This is a genomic window from Methylocapsa polymorpha, from assembly GCF_045689225.1.
GTDB lineage: Bacteria > Pseudomonadota > Alphaproteobacteria > Rhizobiales > Beijerinckiaceae > Methylocapsa > Methylocapsa polymorpha.
This window is the reverse complement of record NZ_CP136862.1, coordinates 896,996-921,492: the sequence shown is the minus strand read 5'-3', so window position 1 is coordinate 921,492 and position 24,497 is coordinate 896,996. Positions and strand designations below refer to the sequence as shown.

Here is a 24,497-nt window from a genome sequence, read left to right as displayed (position 1 = left end):
AATCGTCGCAGGCGACGTCTGGCGGCATGAAGTCCGTGGGGGCCTTTTCGCGAAAATGCCCCCACGCTACGTCATTGCGCCGCTCTGGCGCATCAGTTGTTGCCCTCTGGATTGCGGCAACCTAAGGTCCGCGGCGCTTTCGAGAGCATCCGAGCCGCCCTCGTCCGAAACGGAGTTTTGTCCCATGCCCTTTATCGCCGACGCCCTGCTTCGGGTAAAACCTTCCGCGACGATCGCGGTGACGCAGAAGGCGCGCGATCTCAAGAACGCGGGGCGCGACATTATATCGCTCTCGGTCGGCGAGCCTGATTTCGATACGCCCGACAACATCAAGAAAGCCGCGATCGCCGCGATCGAACGCGGCGAGACGAAATATACGCCGGTCTTGGGCATCCCGCCATTGCGCGAGGCGATCGCGCGAAAGTTCAAGCGGGAGAACAATCTCGATTACAAGGCGTCGCAGACGATCGTCGGCACCGGCGGCAAGCATATCTTGTTCAACGCCTTCCTCGCCACCATCAATCCCGGCGACGAAGTGATTATTCCGGCGCCTTATTGGGTGAGCTATCCCGACATGGTGCTGATCGCCGGCGGGTCGCCCGTCCCGGTCGCGACCAGGATCGAGCAGGGCTTCAAGCTGCAGCCTGAGGCGCTCGAGAAGGCGATCACGCCGAAAACCAAATGGCTCCTCTTGAACTCGCCGTCGAACCCATCGGGCGCCGCCTATACGCACGCAGAATTGAAGGCGCTGACCGATGTCCTTCTGCGCCATGAGCATGTCTGGGTGCTGACCGACGACATTTACGAGCATCTGATCTATGGCGATTTCAAATTCGCGACCCCGGCCGAGGTCGAACCGCGGCTGATTGATAGGACGCTCACCATGAACGGCGTGTCAAAATCCTATGCCATGACAGGCTGGCGCATCGGCTACGCAGCCGGCCCGGAACAACTGATCAAGGCGATGGACATGTTGCAGGGTCAGCAGACGTCCGGCGCCTGTTCGATCGCGCAATGGGCTTCGGTCGAAGCCTTGACCGGTCCGCAGGATTTTATCGCGGAGCGGCGGAAAATTTTCGAGGAGAGGCGCGACCTCGTCGTGTCCATGTTGAATCAGGCGAAGTTTTTGCAATGTCCGTCGCCGGAAGGCGCGTTTTACGTCTATCCCTCCTGCGCCGAGGCGATCGGCAAGACGACGCCCGAAGGCAAGCGGATCGACACGGACGAGGATTTTGTCGCGGGTTTGCTCGAGGCCGAAGGGGTGGCCGTGGTGCAGGGTTCGGCCTTCGGCCTCGGCCCGAACTTCCGGATTTCCTATGCGACCGCGACATCGGTTCTGGAGGACGCCTGCGTAAAAATTCAGCGCTTTTGTTCGAGCCTCGCGTAGGAGTTTGGAGGGCGTATGTTCAGGGACGATGCTGGCGGCGGCGGCCGCAAATCTTCGCGCAATGTCTTGGGCGAGCCTTTGCAAAGCTGCTCGTTCGATCCGATCACAGGATTTTTTCGCAATGGATGTTGCGACACCGCCGCGGAGGACGTCGGCAGCCATACGGTCTGCATCGTCGCGACAGAAGAGTTTTTGGCTTTTTCCAAGGCCAGCGGCAATGATCTATCGACGCCGCTGCCGGAATATGGGTTTCCTGGCGTGAAGCCGGGCGACCGCTGGTGCCTCTGCGCGCCGCGCTGGCAGGAAGCATTCGAAGCCGGCAGCGCGCCGCGCGTCGTTCTCCAGGCGACTCATGAAGGTGCGCTCGAATATAGCGCGCTCGCCGATCTCAAGCGCTATGCGATGGATTTATCCTGAGCCGGATCATCCTTCGAATCCGACAAGCCCGCGCGCGACAATTTTGATTCGTTTGTGCGTCGCCGCACGACGGAAGGGCGGGCCGCCGTCGCGTTGGGCGAGGCCGTGAAGCGGCCTTTGTTACGTTTTGTAACGGGAATTGACAATTGATGTTAAGCTTATGTAATAAAAAGAGTAATGGCAATTTTGCCTGGCCATTGAATGCAATTGCGGGGTTTTATTGGACGATCGCATTTTGCTCCGCCGGAGGCATGGTGCTATGCGTCGATTTGCTGTCAAAGGATCGGTCGGATCCTTAGTTGTCGAGCGTCCACATTTTTAGAAGCGTTTCATGACCTCGTTTTGGACTGCCGAACTTCGTGCCTAAAATCAACAGCCTCGCCGATTACGCCACCAAGCGCTTCCGCCTCGCCGGAAAGGCCTATCTCGAAGGCGGCGATCCCTTTTTCGCGCCGACAGACAGTCTGCGCCAGGAGGCCGAGGTCCGGGGCCAGCGCTTCGTCAGCTTCGCCAATTACGACTATCTCGGTCTCGCCTCGCATCCGAGCGTCAATGCGGCGGCGGCGGCGGCGCTCGAAACATTCGGGGTGGGGGCGCTTGCCTCTCGCCTCGTCGGCGGCGAGCGCTCGACGCATCATCATTTGGAAGTTGCGCTCGCCGAATTTCTCGGGACCGACTCGGCTCTGACCCTGGTCAGCGGCTACCTGACCAATGTGACGACGATTTCGCACATACTGGGATCGCGGGACGCGCTTTTCATCGACGAATTGTCTCATAACAGCATCGTCAGCGGCGCGAAGAGCACAGTCGCCGAAACCATTGTGTTTCGCCACAATGATCTCGACCATCTCGATTATCTCCTGCGCGAGAGGCGCGACAATTATCGCAATGCGCTCGTCGTGGCGGAAGGCCTCTATAGCATGGACGGCGATGTCGCCGACCTTGTTCGGCTCGTCCAGATCAAGGAAAGCCATGGCGCCTGGCTTTTGATCGACGAGGCGCATTCGATCGGAGTGCTCGGCGCGGAGGGGCGCGGCTTGTGCGAATATGTCGGGGTCGATCCGCAGCAGATCGACCTCATCATCGGCACTTTGTCGAAGACGCTTGCGTCCTGCGGCGGCTTTGTCGCGGGCAAGGCCGCCGTGATCGAATGGCTGCGCTATACGCTGCCCGGCTTCGTTTATAGCGTCGGCCTCTCGCCTGTGATCTCCGCGGCGGCGGCGACCGCCCTCAGCTTGATGCAGCAGGAGACCTGGCGGCTCGAGCGCCTGCGCCAAAACGCCGAGCTTTTCATGGAGCTCGCGCGCGAAGCCGGCCTCGACACCGGGCCAGCCATTGGGCGCGGCGTCGTGCCGATTCTCTTCGCGGACAGCCTGGAGACCCTGGCGGCCTCCAGCCATTTGAAGAGCCACGGCTATTACGTTCCGCCGATCATTCAAATCGGGGTGCCGAAGGACCAGCCGCGGCTTCGGTTCTTCCTATCGGCTGCGCATACAGAGGCGGAAATCAGAGGCGTCATAGAGCTTTTGGCGAAGCGGAAAAGCCTCCAAATGGAGCCCGCGCATTCCCTGAGCGCGGCGACCTGAGCCGGCCCTCGGCCAATTTTGTGCGAGGCTGCGTTTGCCGTCCTCATCCGTGGGTTTCGCGCCTAAGGCGAGCGCATGAGGCGCGCGTTCTGGCGCGATTTTTTTCTGATCGCGCCTCAAGAGCATGGTCCGGCAAAACCGACTTCGCTGACCGTAAAGAGGATCCTGCTCAAATAAAGATCCTAAGCATTATTTCCGAAAAGCGGTCGGCAGTTTGCGGAAAATAATAGGGAATGAAAAAATCCAAGCAAGCTTGCTAGCAGCGAATATCCGGTTCAAGCAGGCGGTGCTGCGCGCCAGAGGAGGATGAGCCATTCCCATGCCGACGATCGAGATTGCTCCGGCGGACGGACTTCGAGACTTTCTCAGCTTTTGCCGGCTGCCTCGGCTTCTCTACAAGAATCAAAAAGGTTTTGCGCCGCCGCTCGACGCCGAGCGCTGGACTTTGCACGCGGCGCGGCTCAATCCGCATTTCAAGCTGGTCGAGTCGCAATTCTGGCTCGCGCGCAAGGATGGAAAGCTCGCAGGCCGCATTTCCGCGCAAATCTATAACGAGTCTTCTGCGCCGGTCGGCGCCTCGCGGGCGCAATTTGGCTGCCTCGACGCCATAAACGACGACGCCGTCGTCGAGGGACTGACGCAAGCCGCAGAAAACTGGCTGCGGCAGCGCGGCGCCGACATCGTGCATGGACCTTTCTCGCCGTCCCACAACAGCGAGTGCGGGCTGCTCGTTCAAGGCTTCGAAGCGGCGCCCATGGTCTTCATGCCCTGGAATCCGCCTTATCTGAGCGAGGCTCTGGAACGCCAGGGTTACAAGAAAGCCCGAGACCTCATTTCCTATCGCTACGACAAGAGCGAGAAAGATCGGCAGGGCCAGCCGGGCATTTTGGCGCGGCCGGAATGGAGCGGAAGGCTCAAGATCAGAACCCTGGATCTCAAGAACCTCAAGAAGGAGGCGGAGATCATCGTCGATATTTTCAACGACGCCTGGAGCGAAAATTGGGGCTTCGTGCCCTTTACGCTCGATGAATTCATGTCGAGCGCGGACGGCCTCAAGCTCGTCATGCCGCCGGAAGGCGGCTTCATGATCGAGCTCGACGGCGAAGCGCAAGCCTTCGCCGTCATCCTGCCGAACCTCCATGAGATTACCGCGGATCTGGACGGCCGCTTGTTTCCTCTAGGACTGCCGCGCCTCATCTCGCGCATTCGCAATCATGCCTTCAAATCCGGTCGGCTCGCGCTTTTCGGCGTCCGCAGGGCTTTGCATCGCAGGGCCGCCGGCGGCGCGGTCATTCTGGCCTTTATCGAGGAGTGCCGTCGGCGTGGGGCGAATAGTCCGCTCGAGCATGTCGAGTTCGGCTGGGTCTTGGAGGATAATATCGGCATGCGGCGGCCGATTGAGCATTCCGGCGCGCGCATCGACAAGATCCATCGCATCTATGAGAAAAATCTGGTCGCTTAGCCGTTTGGCGTAATGCCGACTGAAGGCGAGGCCGTTTCGCCGCCGGATTGATGCGATCGGTCACATTGATCATTCAGGCGGGGAGGGCGATCCATTCCGGCGCGCCGCGAAGCCGGCGCCCCCATAAGGGAGATCGACGCATGAGCTTGCAAGCTTTCGACTTCGGGTCCGTCGGCGCTCCGCAGTCCGCCGCGCGAGAAAATTCCTTCATTCCCACCGCCGCGAAACGTCCGCATCCATTGCGTCGGCGGGCGATTTTGGCGGCGCATCCCGAGGTCGAGGCTTTGATCGGCCGCGACCCGATCACGGCGTCGATCACGGCGGCCATCGTCATCGGCCAGACCCTGCTCGCCGCGCTTTTCGGGTATCTTGGCCTTGGCTATTGGTGGGGGGCCTTGCTCGCCGCCTTTTGCATCGGCGCATTCGCCAATCACGCCCTGTTCGTCGTCATCCATGACGCGACCCATAATTGCGTCTTCAAATCCAACGCCCTGAACAAATGGGTCGCCATCCTCGCCGACCTGCCGAATACGGTCCCAACCGCGATGGGGTTTCGCTGCTATCACATGAAGCATCATTCGCATCTCGGCGATTATGATTATGACGCCGATCTGCCGAGCCATTGGGAGGCGCGGGTTCTCGGGCGCAGCTGGTACGGCAAGGCGGCCTGGATGTTCTTTTTCGCCGTGTTTCAGCTCACCCGCCTTGGCCGGCTAAGAGGCGCGGTGCCGATGTGGGGCCCTTGGACATTCGTCAACGCCGCTTGCCTTGTGGCTTATGATATTTTCATCCTGCTTTGCTTCGGCCCGAACGCATTGCTTTATCTTTTCGCCTCGTTTTGGTTTTCCGTCGGCGGCTTGCACCCGCTCGGCGCGCGCTGGCTGCAGGAGCATTTCACCCTTGATCCGGCGCAGGAGACGTTCGATTACTATGGCCCGCTGAACTTCATCGCGCTCAACATCGGCTATCACAACGAGCATCATGATTTTCCCGACGTGCCGTGGACGCGCCTGCCGCAGCTGAAGCAGATGGCGCCTGAATTCTACGCCGATCTGAAGACGCACAAGTCCTGGGCCGGGCTTCTGCTCAAATTCATCTTTGACCCGCGCTTCACCCTATATTGCCGGGTTGATCGCAGCGCCGCCGCCCTGGCGCAAGCTGGCGGGAACTGAGGTTGCGCGCCGGGCGCTCGTGTCTTTGAGCGCCTTAATCTAAATAACGCCTCCGCGCGCTGAGGCTCAGGGCGCGGCGCGCCTCGCAACCTTGCTCAGGCCTCGAAGCCTTCGAAAATGATCTGGTCCGCCCATTGTTCGGCGTGCGCGCGGTCGGCTTCAGATCGCACCGTCCATGTGAGGACCGGCAAGCCAATCCCCGTTCGACAAAGCTGTGGAACAGCATGCGGCAAATCGCCGACGCGCCAGGATAGAAAATCCGGCGATATGCGAGGATAATCGCGCAGATCGGCTAAAGCCGCGCGCTTCTCCTGCGGCAAATGGGCCCAATCGGCATGGCCGTCATCATAGATTGCTTGTGCGACGAGCCCGAGAGGGCGCCGGATTCCCGCGGCGCGGATATGAGCTACGATCATGGGATCGTAGCTCTTCAAATAAATTGGTCCACTATAGTCGGCGACGGCGGCGATGGCGCGGTCGGCCAGACGCATATCGCCGTCGAAGCGGCTCTTGATCTCGATGATGAGCGGAACCTGGCCGGCGACCTCGGCAAGGAATGCTGGAAGGGTGGCGATCTTCTGCGCGCAATCCTTGAAGGCGAGCGCTCCGAGCTCGCGGGCGGTGAAGGCGTCGAGGCGGCCTTCGGCCTGCATCAAACGGTCGAGCGTGAAATCATGAAAAACCATCGCCTCGCCGTCCTTGGCGAGCTGAATGTCGCATTCGATCGCATAGCCCTTGGCGACGGCGGCGGCGGCGGCGGCGAGCGTGTTTTCGATCAGTTTCGCCGCCTTGGAATGGAGGCCGCGATGAGCGATCGGGCGCTTGATCAGCCCTTCCATCAGATGGCGACCTCGAACAAGGCTTCGACCTCGACGGCGCTGTCGAGCGGCAATTCGGCGACGCCTACGGTCGAGCGGGCGTGGCGTCCTTTGTCGCCCAGAACCTCGACAATGAAGTCCGAGGCGCCGTTCATGATCGGGGCGACCGCGGAGAATCCGGGCGCAACATTGATGAAGCCGCCGAGCCGGACGCAGCGCGAAATCCTGTCGAGATCGCCCAGCGCCGCTTTGGCTTGCGCCAGAAGATTGACGGCGCAGCGCCGCGCGGCGGCATGTCCCGCTTCGGTCGAGACATTCGCACCGACCTTGCCGATATGGGCAGGATCGAGCTTGCCGTCGGGACCCAAGGCGAGCTGGCCGGAAATGACGAGAAGCGAGCCGGAGACGACAAAGGGAACGTAATTAGCGACTGGCGCGGCCGGGACAGGAAGAGAAACGCCCAAGGCCGCCAATCTGTCCTCAATCTTGCTCATGAGTGAAAACCCCCGTTACGTCAGGACTATAATATATGCTTCGCGCATGGACAGATGGAAATAGCATGCTTATTCCACTAGCCTTGTGTGCGCGGCTTGCAAGTCGCGTCCCTGGACTCTAAAATTTTACCTTTCGGGGTCAGGATTCGTTTTCTTGCTCCGTTGACACGATCGTTCGAGGAACAACGATAATGCAAGCTTCGCACGCCCGCTTCCTGATTTCCGGCGCATGGGTTTTCGGCCTCGCGTCGGCCGGCCTGCTCGCCCCCGCCGCCTTTGCGGCCAATACGGCGCCCGCCCATTCCGCGCCGGAGGCCAAGATAAAGACGGATTTGACCGGCGGGATTTCGCTGGCGTCGCATCGCGCGGTCTATGAGCTGACATTGGCGAAATCGACCGGCAGCAAAAGTCCGACCGCCGCGCATGGGCGCATCGCATTCGATTTCGCGGGCTCTCCTTGCGAAGGTTACGTTCAGAACTTCCGGCAATTGACCGAATTGCAGCCGGCTGAAGGCCCGACGCGGGTATCGGACATGCACTCGGCGACCTTCGAGGACTTCGAGGGAAAGAATTTCGACTTCAAGATGCAGACGAGCGTCGACAATGGCGCCGCTGAAACGGTCGATGGCAAGGCCTCAAAATCCTCCAGTGGCCCGTTATTGGTCAATCTCGCCAAGCCGAAGCGGAGCAAGTTCGATCTCGCCCCCGACGTGGTCTTTCCGACGGAGCATTTGAAGCGCATCCTGGCCGCCGCGCAGGCGGGCAAGAACGCAATCGAGGTCAAGGTTTACGACGGATCGGAGACTGGCGAGAAGGTCTATGAAACGACGACGTTCATCGGCCATCCCATCGCCGCTCCCGCCATCGAGAAGGCGGCCCATATTCCTGAGCTCGAAAAACTGAGGCGCTGGCCGGTTTCGATCAGCTATTTCGAGGCTGGCAAGAAGGATGACGGACCGGCCTATACTTTGTCTTTCGACCTCTACGAGAACGGCGTTTCCCGCGCGCTGAAGCTCGATTACGGCGATTTCGTCCTCGCCGGCGAAATGTCGAGCCTCGAGCTTCTGAGCGAGCCGGCCTGCCCCAAATAGGACGGACGACAAGCGGATCGTTTCGGCGGCGAGAGGCGCGTGCGGCCGAGCATGTCCGCGTCGAAAAAGTCGATCGACTTTTTTGCGGCATGCTCTAGAGCCTGTGCCCGGAGGCTGCTTGATGCGAATTTTGATCACCAATGACGACGGCATCCATGCGCCGGGCCTCGCCGTTCTGGAGCGGATCGCCAAGACCCTGACGGACGACGTTTTTGTCGTCGCTCCCGAATATGATCAGTCCGGCGTGGCTCATTCGCTGTCGCTCAATGATCCCTTGCGGCTGCGCAAGATTTCCGAGCGCCATTTCGCCGTCAAAGGCACGCCGACCGATTGCGTCATCATGGGCGCGCGCCGGATTCTCGACGGCGCGAAGCCCGACGTCATTCTCTCCGGCGTCAATTGCGGTCAGAACGTCGCCGAGGATGTGATCTATTCCGGGACGATCGCCGGCGCGATGGAAGGCGTCATACTTGGCGTGCCTTCGATCGCGCTCTCGCAGGCCTATGGTCCCGCGACCGGGCGCGAAGGCGCCAATTGGAGCTGCGCCGAAACCCTCGCGCCGGCCTTGATCGCCAAGATCCTCGCCGAGGGGGTTCCGGCAAATGTCGTGATGAATGTAAATTTTCCGGCCTGCGAGCCGCAAGAGGTTCGGGGCGTCGCGGTGACGGTGCAGGGCCGGAGGGGCTATCTGGTCAACGTCGACGCCCGCGCCGATGGACGCGGCAATCCCTATTACTGGATCGCGTTCGACCGCCATCATCTGACGCCCGGCGAAGGCACCGACGTCGAAGCGATGGCGCAAAACTTTATCTCCGTGACTCCCTTGCGGCTCGATCTGACCGATGAGGCCTCCGTCGCGCGCTATGCGCAGGCCTTGCGCTGAAGAGGGGCGGGGGCCTATGCAGACGCGGCGGCAGGTTCCTGCGCAACCGTCTCAATCGGACGGAGCTTCCGCACTGGCGCAGGCGAAGGCCGCCTTTCTTTTAACGATGCGGGCGCGGGGGATTCAGGATCTCGACGTCCTGCGCGCGCTCGAAATGGTTCCGCGCGAGATCTTCGTACCGCACCGCTACGCCGACCTCGCCCGCCGCCAGCTCGCGCTTCCGCTCCGCTGCGGGCAGACGCTGCCCGAACCTTGGCTCGCGGCCCGCATGATCGAGGTTCTGGCCCCGTCGTCGAGTCATCGCGTGCTCGAAATCGGCACCGGATCCGGCTATGCGACGGCCCTTCTCGCAAGGCTTGCGCGCGAGGTGATCTCGATCGAGCGGTTTCAGAGCCTCGCGATTGAAGCGGCCGCCAGGCTCGAACAGCTCGGAATAGATAATGCCGGCGTCACATGGGGCGACGGAGCCGCCATCGGGCCGGCGGCCGGGCCTTTCGATCGCATCATTGTGCAAGGCTCGCTAAGCGAAATTCCCGCGCCTCTCATCGCGGCGCTCGCCGCGGACGGAGTTCTCGTGACAGCGCGTCCCGATCCTTCGGCGCCGGCGCGCCAGCGGGTCGTGCGCATCGCGCGCAACGAGGCGGGCGATTTCGAAGAGACGCCGATTTGTCCCTGCCGGCTGCAAGCGATCCTCCCCGGCGAAGCGCAGGCCTTGTGACGCCGATTGATCCAAGGATGAGGATAGAGCTTCGCTTCATACGGAAATTCTTGAATATTCGTTCATCTTAAACTCTCCCTTAACCCCCGGCCCATTTAATGCCTTCAAAGGGTACAGCGTCAGTGGGTTGCGTCATGGGCCATCTCGTTTCTGTTTTATGCTCGCGTCTTGCGTTTCGACTCGCCTTGACAGGGGCGGCCGCCGGCATGGTTGCGGGCTGCTCGAGCTCCGAGCGGCTGAGCGACCCTTTCGGCAATCCTTTCCAATCTTCGGAGCGCGCTGCCGATCCGGCGCCGACAGGGAGCATCTCGCCATCGAATTCGGCCCGGTGGGCGCCGTGCAGTCGCGGCCGCTCGGGCGCCCGCCGCCAGCGCGCCTGTTCTCGCGCAGCCGAGTTCTAGGGTCGCCACCGCGACGCCATCGCACGCGGCGCAGCCGGCGGCCGGCTGGTCGGTGGAGGGCGGATCGCCCGTCACCATTGCTCAGGGCGAGAATGGCGAGGTCCTCGCCAGGCGCTATGGGGTTCCGCTCGATGCGCTGGTCCACGCGAATGGATTTTCCTCCGCGTCCCAGCCCAACCCGGAACGCGCGTCGTGATCCCTGTCTATAATGCGGCTTTGGCCGCTTCGAGCGGCGCGCGCGTGTTCCCCGCCGGGCGCGGCGGCGGCTCCTGCCGCGCAGGGAACGCCCGCTACACCGAGAAAGTCAAGCTCCTGAAAGGCGAGGTGGGCGCCCGCAAGGTCGCTTCCGCCGCGCCGCCGGCGAACGCCGCCGCTTCGAATTCAGCGAACGCCGCTGCTGCGCAAGCCAAGGCGCCGGCCAAGGTCGCCGCAGCTCCGGCGCCAGAGCCGGCCAAGCCGGCGACCAAGAAATTAGTCGAGGCGCCCAAAGCTGAGCCGATCCATACCCAAGCGAAAGCGGCTCAAGCGCCGACCAAGCAGGAGGCGGCGAACGCCAAAGCGGAGCCCGCCGAAGCGAAGAAGCCCGTGATCGAGCAGGCTCAAGCCGCTCCTGCTGACAGCGGTAAAGCCGACTCGGCCAATCCAGAGTTTCGTTGGCCGGCGCGCGGACGCATCATCCAGGCGTTCAAGCTGGGCGGCAATGATGGGATCAACATAGCCGTGCCGGAAGGCACGTCGGTGAAGGCGGCCGAAAGCGGCGTCGTCGCCTATGCCGGAAGTGAATTGAAGGGCTATGGCAATCTGATCCTGATCCGGCATCCGAACGGCTTTGTCACGGCCTATGCGAACAACAGCGACATCGAGGTCAAGCGCGGCGATACGGTGAAGCGCGGCCAGACGATCGCGAAATCCGGCCAAAGCGGCAATGTCGCCTCGCCGCAGCTTCATTTCGAGCTGCGGAAAGGAGCGACGCCGGTCGATCCGACGCAATATCTCGCCGGACTTTGAAACGCCGGCGTTACGCCGCCGCAGCGCCGCCGGCTCAATGCTTCTCGGTTGAGAGCCGGTCGGTCACCGCCAAGAGAAGCGCTGAAACGACAAAAACAACGTGAATGCCGGCGTCCCAATAAAGCTCGCGGTCGGGCGTGTTCTTCACGTCCATGAAGGCGCGCAGGAGCTGGATCGCTGAAATCGCGACAATCGAGGACATGAGTTTCAGCTTCAGGCCGGTGAAGTCGATCAGCGCCAGCCATTCCGGCCAGGATCCGCTGCGCTCGGGGTTGATCCGCGAAACGAAATTCGCGTAGCCCGAGAAGATCACGAGGACGATCAGCGAACTGGCGAAGGTCAAGTCCACGAGCCCGAGCACTTGCAGGAGAACATCCGATTCATGCGTCTGCCAAAGGTGGGGCAGGAGCTCGATGATGAGCTGCCCCATTTTGACGAGGAGCGCGATAAGGCCGAAAACCAAGGTCAGAAAAAACGGAGCGAGCAGCCATCGGCTGGCGAATAGGACAGCTTCCAGGGATCGTTTCAACATCGTAGGCGCTTTCATAACGAGCACGTAGCCGGCTCGATCCTTGGGCATTCAGCGATGCCGCATGGATTCGATCCTCGGCGAACGACCTTTCATAGCAGCTATGGCGCGTCAATTTCCGGCGGCGAAAACCAGATAAGCAATAATTTCGCCTATCTGCTGGGTCGCTCCCGCGACGTCGCCGGTTTGGCCGCCGATCTGCCGCCTCGCAAGTCCGACAAAGGCCAGGGCCGCGCCTGAAACGGCGGCGATGGCGAACAAGGCTCTGGCTGCTCCGCCTCCGGCCAGAATCGGCGCAAGCGCAAAAAGGCACCCAAGGGATAAGGCAATGCGTAGCGCCGCTGGCTCTGGCTTCCCCGCGGCGAAACCGGCGCCGCCGCTTCGCGCCGGCGGAAGGAGAACCAAAGGAAGGAGAGCGGCGGCGCGGGACAGGGCGGCGGCGCCTATGATGACGGCGCTCGCCAGACCGATGCTCCAGCCCGCGATGATCGCGAGGCCCGCGACGCGCAAATAGAGCGCGAGCGCCAAAGCCAGGGCGCCGAATGCGCCGATCCGGCTATCCTGCATGATTTCGAGCTTGCGCTCCCGCGTCGCGCCGCCGCCAAAGCCGTCGGCGCAGTCGGCGAGGCCGTCCTCGTGCAATGCGCCGCTGAGAAGAATGAGGAAGCCGATCGCGATCGGCGCGGAAAGGGCAGGCGGAAGGCCGAGAGCGGACGCAACTGCGAGCGCTCCAGCCGCAAGCGCGCCGATAAGGGCTCCTGCCATCGGCAGCAGCCGCAGAGCATGGGAAAAGCTCGCAAGCGCATGGGGCGCGGATTCGACCCCAAGGATCGGGAGTGGAAGCCGCGTGGCGAACCGCAGGCAAATCAAAAGGTCGATGAGAAGCGACGAGCCAGGGCGCATTGCTTCTCATCCGTTATTGGCGCGTTTTTGTCGAGGCTTGTGGCGCTGGCGCGCGCCAGCGCTTGGGCGCTTGAGGTCAAACGCCCAAGCAGCGCGACGTTAGTGCGCCGCCGTCGCGGGGTTCTCGGGGACGCAGATCCAGCCGCGATAGAGCGTGTCGGCCTTGACGCCGGGGGTGTCCGCTTCGGCTTTGACGCCACTGTAGCAATAGACTCGCGGTTCGTCCGCGCTGGCGGTGTGCGCTACGGCAACCGTCCTAGCCTCGCTAAGGTCCAGCTTGGGCGCGCAATCGGCGGCGGAGCTGAAAGCCGTGGCGGCGAGAACCAGCCCGGCGACGACCAAAGAAGGGATGTATTTCATAATGCTGTCTCCATTCGATATTTAGCCCGTCGCGCCTCCTCCAAGGTCGATTTAGCGTTAAGATAGGATGGAAATGTTGCATTGCAATATCGCAAGCGCAGCAAAAAGTGAGGCAGCTTGTCGCGCCGCGCCTTCGCTGAGGTGTCAGCGCGATCCGGCGCTAGGCGTTACTCTCTTGAATTTAAGCGATATTCGCCTCGTTCTGGCGAATGCTGCGCCGATCTCGCTGCAAGGAAGCCGATCAAGCCCGCCCTATCGCACCGAGGGAGGTGGGCGAAACAGAATCCGTTAGATTCAAAGGGTTGAGGCGCATCCCTCAAAAAAGTCGATCAACTTTACCTGAACATGCTCTAAGAGAGGTTCGCCCTCCCGCCTTCGGGTCCCAATGTACGCCAAAGCTTCGCCTTTCGATTCGATCCGCGATCTCATCGCCAAAATGCCCAGGGCGTCGGAGGAGTCGCGCTTGGCGGCGCGGGCGCGGCAGGCGCAATTGACCAAGCCACGCGGCTCGCTTGGCCGGCTGGAGGATATTGTCGCCTTCCTGGCCGCCTGGCAGGGCAAGCCCGAGCCGACGATCGACCGCCCGCTCGTCGCCGTATTCGCCGGCAACCATGGCGTCACGGCGAAAGGCGTGTCGGCCTATCCGGCCTCGGTCACGCGGGCGATGGTCGAGAATTTCGCTGCGGGCGGCGCGGCGATCAACCAGATCTGCGGCGCCTATGGGATTGGCTTGAAAGTCTTCGACCTGGCGCTCGACATTCCGACGCGCGATATTACCGAGGAGCCGGCGATGGAGCCTGCTGCAGCCGCGGCGACCTTCGCTTACGGCATGGAGGCCATAGCCGGCGGCGTCGATCTTCTGTGCCTCGGCGAGATGGGAATCGGCAACACGACCGTCGCGGCGGCGATCTATCATGGCCTTTATGGCGGCGCGCCGGCCGATTGGGTCGGCCGCGGCGCCGGCGTCGACGACAGCGGTTTTTTGCGCAAAATCGCTGCGGTAGAAGCCGCCGTGACGCGCCACCGCGCGCATCTCGCCGACCCCTTGGAGCTGATGCGGCGCTTAGGCGGACGAGAGATCGCGGCGATCGCTGGCGCGATCCTGGCGGCGCGCATCGAGCGTGTGCCGGTCATCCTCGATGGCTTTGTCGTTTGCGCCGCCGCCGCCATTCTCCACGCGCTTGATCCGACGGCGCTTGACCATTGTCTCGCAGGGCATGTTTCTGCGGAGGGCGCGCATAGGGACGTGCTGCGGCGGCTCGGCAAGGAGCCGCTGCTTGATCTCGGGCTTCGGCTCGGCGAAGGGTCCGGCGCGGCCCTTGCGGTCGCGATCGCGCAGGCGGCGCTCGCCTGCCACAAGGGCATGGCGACCTTCGCCGAAGCCAATGTCGCGGATAAGATCGTGGAATAGGAACTGGGAACAGATCCTGCTTCATTTAATACCGAGGCCAACGTCCGCCAGCTCAATTGTGAAGGAGCTCCGATGACAGTCGCGCAACTGATTGAAGCGCTGCGGCAAATGCCGAGCGAAGCCGTGGTGCTCCTCGAAGGCGATGGGGCTTTCGCCCGCGTCGCCGGCGTCAATCTTGAAAAGAGCGTGACGGCGGGCCTGCCGGACGAGGTGATCTTGTCGACCGACGCCGAGGAATAGGCGCCGTGCGCCTATTTTCCTTCGATCAGCTTGCGCGCGTCCTCGCGCAAGGCCGCGCGGGATTTATCTTCAAAATAGAGCATGTGGCCGCCGCCATAGACCTTGAGTCTGAGCCGGTCCGGGTCGCCCATCGGCGGAACCTGATCGAGCAGGAGCTTCGAGGCGAAATAGGGGGTCACCTGGTCGGTTAGCCCATGTGCGACGAGCACGCGCAGATGCGGGTCGATCGCCAGCGCCCGTTTCAGATCGCCAAGCGCCTCGGCGCGGCCCCGGCCGCCATCCCAGTTCCATTGCCGGTTGACGTTTTCATTAAGGATCTCGTAGCGCGCCTCGATCGGCCAGCCCAGGCGATTGGCGGTGAGATCCGCCATCGCGCTCGCGAGCAGCGTCTTGTCCGCGTCGAGAATAGGATCGGAATAATCGCTCGAAGCCGCATGCGGCGCTGGGTCGAAGCCGCTGACGCGGGCGTCGTAATTGCTCGCGACTTTTCCGTTCGCCCGGCCCTTTTCGCGGGCGAATGTCGCCATGTCGATGCGGCCCCCGAGCTGACGCACGAGCGCGGGATCGAGGCCTGTGAGGCTCGCGACCTTTTCACTTGCCCTCGCGAGCGCTTGAGGGTCGCGCTCGCCGCGCAGGAGGTCGGCGAGATAGGGGCCGGTCGCATAGGCTTCGACATCGGCGAGGCCGGCGCGGCCGTCGGCGCCGTCGAGGCCGCGCGCAGCGGCGGCCTGCGAGGGCAGCCTCGTGACGAAGGTCAGCGGATTATTGCCGCCTTCGAACCAGGCGAAGTCGAGGACTGGCGAGATCAGCACGAGGCCTTCGATTCCTACGCCTTCCGCGTCCTGCAGGCGATGCGCGAGCTTCGGCGCGCGAAAGCCGCCATAGCTTTCCCCGACGATAAATTTCGGGCTCTCGAGCCTCTTGTTCGCGGAAAGCCATTTGCGGATCGCAACGGCGAGCGCCTCGATGTCGCCGTTGACGGAATAGAAGCGATGCGGCGCGTCCTCACCCTTGGCCAGGATTCGGCTATAGCCCGTTCCGGGCGGATCGATGAAGACGAGATCGGTGAAATCGAGCCAGGTGTCGGCGTTTTCGATCGCGATCGGAGGCGCGGATGGCGAGCGCGGTCCGCCATTGAGCGGCAGGCGCCACGGCCCCAGCGCGCCGAGGTCGAGCCAGGCCGATCCGGCGCCAGGACCGCCATTGACGACAAAAGTGACCGGGCGTTTGGCGGGATCGGCGCCGGCGAGGAGGAAGGCCAGGGTTGCGATGTCGGCCTGCGGCGCGCCGCTTTGCGCATCGCTCAAACGGATGGCGCCGGCGATCGCTATGAAGTTCAGGCTGCGTCCCGGAAGAGTGATCGAATGCGAGGTCGTCACGGCCGGCGGCAGAGGATTTGGCGGGGTCGTCGCGGGCGGCTGCGCGTGCTCGGCCGACGCCGGTTTGGACGCCGCCTGTTCAGTCTGACCCGGCGCCGGCGGTTCTTCCGCCGCCGCGGGCGAAGCGGCTGCGAGCCCGAGCAAAACCGCCGCGAGCATCGATCTCAGAACGTCGCGCATGAATGTCATCGATCGTGAAATCACTCCGGCTCATCCCTCATAAGGCTCGGCGGGCGCCGAGCGCGGTGAAAAAAAGCTTCAAATTGCTCGTTGGGCGCGGGCGCGCCGGCGTCGCCGCCTTTCTATCAGCCTATCTCGCGAAGCGCCCTGCACAAAGGCTTGATGCGAAAGAGTCTTGGAGCGGTTCGAATTGCCGCTACATTGCGCGGGCCCGGTCGGTCAGCAAAGAGTGAAGATCGTTCTTCGATCTGCCGCGGAACGCCGCAGGCGATCGGGCGTTAGGCCGTGACAAAACCCATGCTTGCGGTTCATGAAATATCTGGAGATGAAGATAAATGTTCTTTCGAAAGGCGGCGTCGGCATCGGCGTTGGCGGTCATCGCGACGCTTGCATTTTTTGACGCTGCGCCTGCGTCCGCCTCGGCAAGTTCAAGGCATCCCGGCGCTCATCGCGCCCATGCCAAAGCCGCCCGCGCCGGATTCGTAGGGGTTAGATATGCTCCCGGCCACTTGCGCGGCCGGCCTTCCCATTTTGCGGCCCTCGTCGGCGATCCCGAGAGCGGGTTGGGCTTTTATCCATTGCCATGGCAGTACCGTATTGGCGCCTGGCGTTGGCGGCAACGCCACGCCATGCAGGTCGCCAACGACATTGGCTTCGCCATAGCCAGCACGGCCGTTTATAGCTACCCGTACTGGGGCGGCTACGGCTATGGTCATCATCATGGGGTCTTCGACCCATTCGACGGCGTCGGGACGCCCTTTTTCGGCGGCTATTATCGCGACTATTAGAGCATGTTCCGAAAAAGTTGACCGACTTTTTCGACCAGAACATGCTCCAACTCTTTGAATTTGAGCGATTCCTTTTCGATCAGATGACTCCATCTGATCGGGAAGCGCTCTAATGGGCGTCGCCGCCGGCTTCAAAAAAGCTCGGCGGCGCTTCGTAGCGAGTACGGCGGGAGTCGAGTTCAGTAATCCATGCCCATGCCGCCGCCCGGCGGGAGCCCCGGAGCCTCTTTCTTCGGCTGCTCTGTGATCGTCACTTCGGTGGTGACGATCAGGCCGGCGATCGAAGCGGAGTCCTGGATCGCTGTGCGCACCACTTTGGTCGGATCGATGATGCCGAGCTTGACGAGATCGCCATATTCGCCTGTCTGGGCGTTGTAGCCATAGCTATAATCGTTGGATTCGAGCAGCTTGCCGACAACCACGGCGCCATCGGCGCCAGCGTTGTCGACGATTTGGCGCGCGGGAGCCTGGATCGCCTTGCGGACGATGTCGACGCCTGTCTTCTGATCGGGATTGCCGGTCTTGACCGCGTCGAGGGCCTTGATCGCGCGCAGCAAGGCGACGCCGCCGCCAGGAGAAATGCCTTCCTCGACAGCCGCGCGGGTGGCGTTGAGGGCGTCGTCAACGCGGTCCTTCTTTTCCTTCACTTCGACTTCGGTCGCGCCGCCGACGCGAATCACCGCGACGCCGCCCGCGAGCTTGGCGAGACGCTCCTGCAGCTTCTCGCGGTCATAGTCCGAGGTGGTTTCTTCGATCTGCGCCTTGATCTGCGCGATGCGCGCTTGAATGTCTTTCTTTTCCCCGCCGCCGTCGATGATCGTGGTGGCTTCCTTGTCGATGCGGATGCGCTTGGCGCGGCCGAGCAGGGGCAGCGTCACATTCTCGAGCTTGATGCCGAGCTCCTCGGAGATCAGCTGGCCCGCAGTGAGGATCGCTATGTCTTCGAGCATGGCCTTGCGGCGGTCGCCGAAGCCAGGCGCCTTCACGGCGGCGACCTTCAAGCCGCCGCGCAGCTTGTTGACGACGAGCGTTGCGAGCGCCTCGCCCTCGACGTCCTCGGCGATGATCAGCAAAGGCTTGCCGGTCTGCACGACCGCTTCGAGAACCGGCAGCAGAGCCTGCAGCGAAGACAGCTTCTTCTCGTGAATAAGGACGTAAGGATCTTCGAGCTCGGCGATCATCTTCTCCGTATTGGTGACGAAATAGGGGGAGAGATAGCCGCGATCGAACTGCATGCCTTCGACAATCTCGGTTTCAGTGTCGAGGCTCTTCGCCTCCTCGACCGTGATCACGCCTTCATTGCCGACCTTCTGCATCGCCTTGGCGATTTCCTCGCCGATGAACCGATCGCCATTGGCGGAAATCGTGCCGACCTGGGCGATTTCGTCGTTCGACGTGACCTTCTTCGAGTTCTTCTTGAGATCCGCGACAATGGCTTCGACCGCGAGATCGATGCCGCGCTTCAGATCCATCGGATTGAGGCCGGCGGCGACCGCCTTGGCTCCTTCGCGCGCGATCGAAGCCGCGAGGACGGTCGCGGTCGTCGTGCCGTCGCCGGCCGCGTCATGCTGCTTGGAGGCCACTTCGCGCACGAGCTGCGCGCCGAGATTCTCGAACTTGTCGGAAAGCTCGATTTCCTTGGCGACGGTCACGCCGTCCTTGCTGATGCGGGGCGCGCCGAAGGATTTTTCAATGACGACATTGCGGCCTTTCGGGCCAAGGGTGATTTTCACCGCATTGTTGAGAATCTCGACGCCGCGCAGGATTCGATCGCGCGCGTCGGTTGAGAAACGGACGTCTTTGGCAGCCATTGTCGTTCAACCCCTGTGTGGAGAAAACCGGTGCGAAGGGCCGGATCAGCCGGCGACGCCCAGGATGTCGCTTTCCTTCATGATGAGGAGATCCTCGCCGTCGATCTTGACCTCCGCGCCCGACCCCTTCCCGAAGAAGATGCGGTCCCGGGTTTTCGCGTCAAGGGATAAACTCGCCGGATCGCCAGAACCAACGCATGACCGCGGCGAAAAGATGAAAAATAGACTCTCGGCGCTCGTCGATTTGAGCGCCAGCACGTCAATTGGAGGTAGAGCGCCGCTGCGGCTTGTCAAGACGCGGGCGGGGCCTCTGTTGGCTGTGTCCTCAGGCTGCGGAACAGGCCTCGCGCCTGGATCTGCGCCTCGTCTTCGACGCCGAGCTTTCTGGTTCGGCGGAGGGCGCCTCCAGCACCCGGCCCGGCGGGAAAATCACGACGACTTCCGTGCCTTCATGAAGCTTGGACTTCAGGGTGAACGCCCCGCCGTGGAGCTCGACAAGACCTTTCACGATCGGCAGGCCGAGGCCGGACCCCTCCTCGGCGTTTTTCTGGGCGAGCGTGCCGCGGCCGAAGGAGGACATGATGATCGGGATCTCATCTTCGGGGATGCCCGGTCCGCTGTCGCGAACCGAGAAATATTCGCCGCCGCTCGCCGTCCAGCCGATCTTGATCTTGATCGTACCCCCCGGCGGGGTGAATTTGATCGCGTTCGACAGAAGGTTCAGGACGACCTGGCGAACCGCGCGCTCGTCGGCCCAAATCCGCGGCAAGCTGAGCTCCACGGACTCTTCCAGCGCGATGTTGCGCTTCTTTGCGCGCAAGGCCAGCAAGTGCCGGCAATCCTCGACGATATGGGAGAGCGCGACGGGCTCCTCCTTCAGCTCGAAACGGCCGGCTTCAATCCGCGACAGATCAAGGATCTCGTTGATGAGCATCAAAAGATGCTGACCGCTCGAATGGATGTCGTTTGAATATTCCTTGTAGGAGGCGACCATGTGGGATCCGAACAATTCGCCCTTCATGACCTCGGAAAAGCCGAGGATCGCGTTGAGCGGCGTGCGCAGCTCGTGGCTCATCGTGGCGAGGAAACGGGACTTGGCCAGATTAGCTTCTTCGGCCCGGCGCCGCGCGAGATCGCTATTCGTCTTGGCGCGTTCGAGCTCGGCGATCAATTCGTCCTTTTCGGCTTGAAACGAGAGCGCTTCGAGCGAGGCCGCATGGAGCTTCCGCGCGAGCAGCATGAAATAGACTTGCGTCCCGAAAGCCAGGGCGATGAGCGGCATCGCGCCGTCCCAGAGGCTTGTCGGGCGCAGGAATATGGCGATCGTCAAGGCCATCGGCGTCAAGGCGCCGTAGACGGCCGCCGGAATCGACGATGTGACTGTCGCGTTCACGGCGGCGACCAGCAAAAGCATGATGAGCGCGGAGGTGCGCGCCGCCGGATCGTCAGCGCGGCTGACGAGACAGACGATGCTCGCCCAAATGACCCCCTGGACCGTCTCCGCGATGATGAAGTTGCGGCGCTGCCGATCGACGTCGATGTCGGCGCGGGGCGCGTCTAGGAATTGGCCGGCGAGGCGATAGGCCAGGCTCAGAGCGGCGACATTGACGCAGAGCCAAGCCAGGACCGCGTCGACGGCCACCCAGGTCGCGGCGATCGCAGCGACGACCCCGCTCAGAGCCGCCACGGCCGGTCCCGAGGAACGTCGGCCCTTCGCGAACAGCCGGAGCAGCGCAATGTCGAAATCGCGATGGCCCGAGCCCGATGAGCTCAGTTTGGCCCGCGCCTTGCGCAACTTGACGGCGAGGCGCCCGGGCTCCGCGGCAAGCGCCGAATCGCCGCTGCGCCCGCGCGCGATCATTTCTGCGGCGACTTCTGTCATCCTCTCGAAGACCCGCTCAATTCACGCTGCGAAAGAAAGGTTTCGCAGACGCTGCCGGAAAAAGATTAATGACAGCCTCATGCAACCGTTGAAATTGATCGCATCCGGAGCCGGATCGGGGCTGGCGATCCGATTGGCGCGCGCGAAAACATACGCCAATGCGCCGTAGTCGGACCGCCGCGCGCCTCGCTTTAATCGAGGTCGGGTTGTCCTTTATGAGGGTCGGGTTGTCCTTTATGAGGATTGCCTCGCGCTTCCGCTTTAAAGGGGGCCTGCTTGGGGTTCGGACAAGCTTGCGCCTTGACCGCGAGAAAGGCCGAATGTGCGCTGGCGCACACAGCGCATCATCGGCGCGGTCTAATTAAAGACTTAACGCTGATGCAATTGTATTTCAGAGAGGTAGATGAGGTTGAGCGGATCATTGATGAATGCAAATAACGCTTTTAATACATCAATTAGCAATGTGCGTTTATGAGCTCATAAAACACGCTGCCCAGGCGAACATGCTGCGGGCGTCGACGATATTTAGTATCGATAAGAGACAAGCGTTCGCATAGTGTTGAATGATGTAGGCGGTCAATGAAAATTACTATTGTCGGATCTGGGGACGCCTTTGGAACCGGAGGCCGGGCTCATACCTGCTTCAGGATCGATTCAGAAGGATCTGCGACCATCGTCGATTTCGGCGCCGGCTCGATCGGGGCCTGGAAAAGTCTTGGGTTCAGTTTCGACGCTGTCGACGCAATCGTGATCTCGCATCTTCATGGCGACCATTTCGGCGGCCTGCCGTTTCTGCTGCTCGATTGTCAATTCGTCGAGGGTAGGACGAAGCCTTTGGAGCTGATCGGGCCGCCCGGATTCAAGCAGAGGCTCGACGTGGCTCTGGAGGCCTTTTTTCCCGGCGCGAAAAATCTGCGCTGGAGCTTTCCTTGGCGCGTCGAGGAGATTCTCGCCCGCAGAAAAACAAAAGCCGGCGGACTGACGCTTGAAACCTTCGAGGTCGTCCACCAATCCGGCGGCCTCTCGACCGGCGTGCGGCTCGACGATGGGAACAGCGTCTTCGCCTATTCCGGCGACACGGCCTGGACTGCGGCATTGTTCGATCTTGCGGCGCAGGCCGACGTCTTTATCGTCGAGTGTTATTCCGGCGCCGAGCTTGCGCCCAATCACATGGATTGGCCGACTCTCAAAGCCAATCTTCCGGGCTTTTCGGCGAAGCGGATCGTCGCCACGCATTTGGGCGAATCCGCCATGTTGCGCCGGGCCGAAATGGAGCAAGCTGGCCTCGCGATCGCCCATGACGGACAGGTTTTTGACCTCTGAGCTCGCGGCGTTCGCCGATCGCATAAGGGCGTGCCGTCTCTGTCTCGAGGCGCCGCGCAAGACTGCGCTACCGCACGAGCCGCGTCCGGTTCTGCGGGTGTCGTCGACCGCGCGTCTTCTTGTCGCGAGCCAGGCTCCGGGCGTGCGCGTTCATGCGACCGGGCTCTCGTTCAATGACGCCTCAGGCGATCGTCTTCGTCAATGGATGGGCGTTTCGCGCGAAGCCTTCTATGATGAGGCGAAAGTCGCCATCGTTCCAATGGGATTTTGCTTTCCAGGCCATGACGCCCACAAGGGCGATCTGCCGCCGCGCCCCGAATGCCGGGACGCCTGGCATGACGAGCTTTTCCGGCGCCTGCCTCAACTCGAATGCGTCCTCGCCATAGGGCGGTACGCGCAGGATTATCATTTCCAGCGAATCGGGCGGCCTCTCCCGAAGGGCTTGCGCGTCGACGACGTCGTGCGGCGCGCATCTGAATTTTGCGGCGACGGACAGCGGATCATTGCGCTGCCGCATCCCTCCTGGCGCAACAGCGGCTGGATCAAGCGCAACCCCTGGTTCGAGGTCGAGGTCCTGCCAATGCTTCGGGCCGAAGTGGCGCGCGCGATCGGCTGAAGCCCGCGCGAGCCGAATGAAGCCAAGCCTGAACATTCAGCCAATGTTCAGCCGCAATAGCCTTCTTTGATGCTGACAAAGCCCTGCTCCGATTCGCCTTGCGGCGCTGAAAGCTGAACATGACAAGATCAATGATCGACTGCCTCGTCATCGCCGGTTTGGCGGTTCTCCTTTCATTTTCGACCGACGTTCGGGCTCAGCGCGCCGAACCTCGGCTCGCTCTCGTGATCGGGAACGCCGACTATCGCTCGGGCGCCTTGACTACGCCGGCCAATGACGCCGGGCTCATCGCCGAGACTTTGCGGGCTGAAGGTTTCGAGGTGAGCGGCGCCGCGAACCTGGACCAGGATTCGCTTCGGCGCGCATTTCGCGATTTCCTCGGCCGCGCGGCGCAAGCGGGGCCGGACGCGATCGCCTTCGTCTATCTGTCCGGCCGCGGGCTGCAATATGAGGGAGAGAACTATTTCGCTCCGGTCGAGGCGGTCATCGCGCGCGACTCGGATATTCCGATCGAGGCCCTTCGCATCTCCGATTTCACCCGCGCGCTCGCGGCGCTGCCCTTACGCGCGCGGATCGTCGTGATCGACGCCGCGCGGGCCAATTCATTCGCAAAAAGCGGCCAGCCGCTCGCCGGCGGCCTCGCGCTCGTCGAGCCGGAGCCTGGATCGCTCTACGCCTTCAACGCCGGGCCCGGCACGATCGCGCCCGACGAACCGGGGCCCTATGGCGCCTATGCCGCCGCCTTGGCGGAAATGCTGCGGGAAGGCGGCGCGCCGATCGACGAGGTCTTTTCCCGCATCCGCCTCAGGGTCAATGAAGTCACGCGGGGCGCCTTCGTGCCGTGGGATGTCTCGAACATTCAGCCGCCGGTCGTCCTGCTCGCCGGCAACCCGAAGGCTCCGCCTTCTGTCGAGGGGCAGAACTATGCCGCCTTCCAGTCGCGGCCGATTCAGCAATTTCCAGTTGAGGAGGCTTACGCCGCCGCGATCGAACGCGATACGATTGCGGGCTATCAGGAATTCCTCGCCGCCTATCCGGATGACAGGATGGCGCGCCGCGTGCGCGCTCTGCTCGCGGCGCGGCGGGAGGCTCTGAGCTGGCGTCGCGCGGTCGAGGCGAATGCGCCCAACGCCTATTGGAGCTATATGCGCCGCTACCCGCGCGGGCCGCATTTCTGGGACGCCCGCCGCAGGCTTGCGATCCTGTCGGCGCCGTTCGAGCCGCCGCCGCGTTTTGACGTTTATGATTTCGGCGGCTTGCCGCCGCCGCCGCCGGTCGAATATGAGATCATCGACCGGCCCGTCATCATGTTTGACCTCGGAGATTATCCGCCGCCTCCGCCGCCGCCGGTCTATTTCCTGCCGCCGCGGCCAGTGGAGTTCATCGAGCTTGCGCCGCCGCCTCCGCCGCAAGGCCCAGGCTTTCTACCGATCCCAATTCCGATCCCTTTGCCTTTCGCGCAGCCGGGAGCCCCGCAGGGCGTCGTCATTCAGCAGAATTTTGGTCAACAGGGACCGATTGGGCCGGGAGGCGGCGGACCGGGTGCAGGGGACCGGGAGCTAACCAGCCAGGCGGTCCAGCCGCGCCGCCGTCCGCGCAACCGGGCGCTCCGGCGGCAAGGCCAACGCCGCTTGTGAC

24 protein-coding genes are annotated in these 24,497 nt (G+C 62.4%); 15 read left to right on the top strand and 9 right to left on the bottom strand.

The features are described from left to right. Positions 1-184: 184 nt before the first annotated feature. From RZS28_RS04340 to RZS28_RS04320, 5 genes are all read left to right on the top strand, one after another. The gene (locus tag RZS28_RS04340) at positions 185-1,387 is read left to right on the top strand and encodes a pyridoxal phosphate-dependent aminotransferase (protein ID WP_407340063.1); all 1,203 of its coding nucleotides are present in this window, start codon (positions 185-187) and stop codon (positions 1,385-1,387) included. Between the two features lie 15 nt (positions 1,388-1,402). Further along, entirely contained in the window at positions 1,403-1,804 is a 402-nt protein-coding gene (locus tag RZS28_RS04335) for a DUF2237 family protein (RefSeq protein ID WP_407340061.1), read from the top strand. A 359-nt stretch (positions 1,805-2,163) separates the two neighbouring features. Next, entirely contained in the window at positions 2,164-3,390 is a 1,227-nt protein-coding gene (locus tag RZS28_RS04330) for an aminotransferase class I/II-fold pyridoxal phosphate-dependent enzyme (protein ID WP_407340059.1), read from the top strand. Between the two features lie 319 nt (positions 3,391-3,709). Next, the gene (locus RZS28_RS04325) at positions 3,710-4,852 is read left to right on the top strand and encodes a hypothetical protein (RefSeq protein WP_407340057.1); all 1,143 of its coding nucleotides are present in this window, start codon (positions 3,710-3,712) and stop codon (positions 4,850-4,852) included. Positions 4,853-4,992: 140 nt separating this feature from the next. Continuing rightward, positions 4,993-6,024 (top strand): fatty acid desaturase, encoded by a 1,032-nt coding sequence (locus RZS28_RS04320; RefSeq protein ID WP_407340055.1) that lies wholly within the window; start codon positions 4,993-4,995, stop codon positions 6,022-6,024. Between the two features lie 95 nt (positions 6,025-6,119). Here the strand turns inward: RZS28_RS04320 and RZS28_RS04315 are convergent, their stop codons facing one another. Both RZS28_RS04315 and RZS28_RS04310 read right to left on the bottom strand, forming a co-directional pair. Beyond that, complete coding sequence (locus tag RZS28_RS04315) at positions 6,120-6,863, bottom strand: glycerophosphodiester phosphodiesterase family protein (protein WP_407340053.1); 744 nt, start codon at positions 6,861-6,863, stop codon at positions 6,120-6,122. Then, a complete protein-coding gene (locus RZS28_RS04310) occupies positions 6,863-7,336 on the bottom strand; it encodes a RidA family protein (protein WP_407340051.1) in 474 nt (157 codons plus the stop codon). The genes RZS28_RS04315 and RZS28_RS04310 overlap by 1 nt, the downstream gene beginning before the upstream one ends. Positions 7,337-7,527: 191 nt before the next feature. Between RZS28_RS04310 and RZS28_RS04305 the strand changes: the two genes are divergently transcribed. From RZS28_RS04305 to RZS28_RS04290, 4 genes are all read left to right on the top strand, one after another. Next, positions 7,528-8,427, top strand: coding sequence for a cell envelope integrity EipB family protein (locus RZS28_RS04305; protein ID WP_407340050.1), 900 nt, complete (start codon positions 7,528-7,530; stop codon positions 8,425-8,427). Positions 8,428-8,548: 121 nt separating this feature from the next. Then, the gene (gene surE, locus RZS28_RS04300) at positions 8,549-9,310 is read left to right on the top strand and encodes a 5'/3'-nucleotidase SurE (RefSeq protein WP_407340048.1); all 762 of its coding nucleotides are present in this window, start codon (positions 8,549-8,551) and stop codon (positions 9,308-9,310) included. A gap of 16 nt (positions 9,311-9,326) precedes the next feature. After that, a complete protein-coding gene (locus tag RZS28_RS04295; RefSeq protein ID WP_407340046.1) occupies positions 9,327-10,028 on the top strand; it encodes a protein-L-isoaspartate O-methyltransferase family protein in 702 nt (233 codons plus the stop codon). Between the two features lie 593 nt (positions 10,029-10,621). Further along, complete coding sequence (locus tag RZS28_RS04290; protein ID WP_407340044.1) at positions 10,622-11,437, top strand: M23 family metallopeptidase; 816 nt, start codon at positions 10,622-10,624, stop codon at positions 11,435-11,437. Positions 11,438-11,471: 34 nt separating this feature from the next. On the opposite strand, the gene RZS28_RS04285 is transcribed toward RZS28_RS04290, so the two are convergent. From RZS28_RS04285 to RZS28_RS04275, 3 genes are all read right to left on the bottom strand, one after another. Beyond that, positions 11,472-11,969, bottom strand: a complete 498-nt coding sequence (locus RZS28_RS04285) for a TIGR00645 family protein (protein WP_407340042.1) — start codon at positions 11,967-11,969, stop codon at positions 11,472-11,474. Positions 11,970-12,077: 108 nt separating this feature from the next. Further along, complete coding sequence (locus RZS28_RS04280) at positions 12,078-12,869, bottom strand: adenosylcobinamide-GDP ribazoletransferase (RefSeq protein WP_407340040.1); 792 nt, start codon at positions 12,867-12,869, stop codon at positions 12,078-12,080. Positions 12,870-12,968: 99 nt separating this feature from the next. Further along, the gene (locus RZS28_RS04275) at positions 12,969-13,229 is read right to left on the bottom strand and encodes a hypothetical protein (RefSeq protein ID WP_407340038.1); all 261 of its coding nucleotides are present in this window, start codon (positions 13,227-13,229) and stop codon (positions 12,969-12,971) included. Between the two features lie 385 nt (positions 13,230-13,614). On the opposite strand from RZS28_RS04275, the gene cobT reads away from it, so the two are divergent. Continuing rightward, positions 13,615-14,640 (top strand): nicotinate-nucleotide--dimethylbenzimidazole phosphoribosyltransferase, encoded by a 1,026-nt coding sequence (gene cobT, locus RZS28_RS04270; protein WP_407340036.1) that lies wholly within the window; start codon positions 13,615-13,617, stop codon positions 14,638-14,640. Between the two features lie 72 nt (positions 14,641-14,712). Then, positions 14,713-14,880 (top strand): hypothetical protein, encoded by a 168-nt coding sequence (locus RZS28_RS04265; RefSeq protein ID WP_407340034.1) that lies wholly within the window; start codon positions 14,713-14,715, stop codon positions 14,878-14,880. An 11-nt stretch (positions 14,881-14,891) separates the two neighbouring features. Here RZS28_RS04265 and RZS28_RS04260 read toward each other — a convergent pair whose 3' ends face one another. Beyond that, entirely contained in the window at positions 14,892-16,439 is a 1,548-nt protein-coding gene (locus RZS28_RS04260) for a S10 family peptidase (RefSeq protein ID WP_407340032.1), read from the bottom strand. A 335-nt stretch (positions 16,440-16,774) separates the two neighbouring features. Here RZS28_RS04260 and RZS28_RS04255 point away from each other — a divergent pair, with 335 nt between their 5' ends. Next, positions 16,775-17,227: a hypothetical protein gene (locus RZS28_RS04255; protein WP_407340031.1), complete on the top strand. Its 453-nt coding sequence runs from the start codon at positions 16,775-16,777 to the stop codon at positions 17,225-17,227. Between the two features lie 179 nt (positions 17,228-17,406). On the opposite strand, the gene groL is transcribed toward RZS28_RS04255, so the two are convergent. The 3 genes from groL to RZS28_RS04240 are packed head-to-tail and all read right to left on the bottom strand — an operon-like array spanning position 17,407 to position 20,920. Beyond that, the gene (gene groL, locus RZS28_RS04250; protein WP_407340029.1) at positions 17,407-19,038 is read right to left on the bottom strand and encodes a chaperonin GroEL; all 1,632 of its coding nucleotides are present in this window, start codon (positions 19,036-19,038) and stop codon (positions 17,407-17,409) included. A 45-nt stretch (positions 19,039-19,083) separates the two neighbouring features. Beyond that, positions 19,084-19,332, bottom strand: coding sequence for a hypothetical protein (locus tag RZS28_RS04245; RefSeq protein WP_407340027.1), 249 nt, complete (start codon positions 19,330-19,332; stop codon positions 19,084-19,086). Between the two features lie 31 nt (positions 19,333-19,363). Beyond that, positions 19,364-20,920, bottom strand: a complete 1,557-nt coding sequence (locus RZS28_RS04240; RefSeq protein WP_407340025.1) for a sensor histidine kinase — start codon at positions 20,918-20,920, stop codon at positions 19,364-19,366. Positions 20,921-21,499: 579 nt separating this feature from the next. Between RZS28_RS04240 and RZS28_RS04235 the strand changes: the two genes are divergently transcribed. The 3 genes from RZS28_RS04235 (at position 21,500) to RZS28_RS04225 (ending at position 24,496) form a co-directional block, all read left to right on the top strand. After that, positions 21,500-22,243, top strand: a complete 744-nt coding sequence (locus tag RZS28_RS04235; RefSeq protein WP_407340023.1) for an MBL fold metallo-hydrolase — start codon at positions 21,500-21,502, stop codon at positions 22,241-22,243. Continuing rightward, entirely contained in the window at positions 22,218-22,859 is a 642-nt protein-coding gene (locus tag RZS28_RS04230) for a uracil-DNA glycosylase family protein (protein WP_407340021.1), read from the top strand. Before RZS28_RS04235 ends, RZS28_RS04230 begins: the two co-directional genes overlap by 26 nt. A gap of 119 nt (positions 22,860-22,978) precedes the next feature. Beyond that, positions 22,979-24,496: a caspase domain-containing protein gene (locus tag RZS28_RS04225; RefSeq protein WP_407340019.1), complete on the top strand. Its 1,518-nt coding sequence runs from the start codon at positions 22,979-22,981 to the stop codon at positions 24,494-24,496. The last annotated feature ends 1 nt before the right edge of the window (position 24,497 follow it).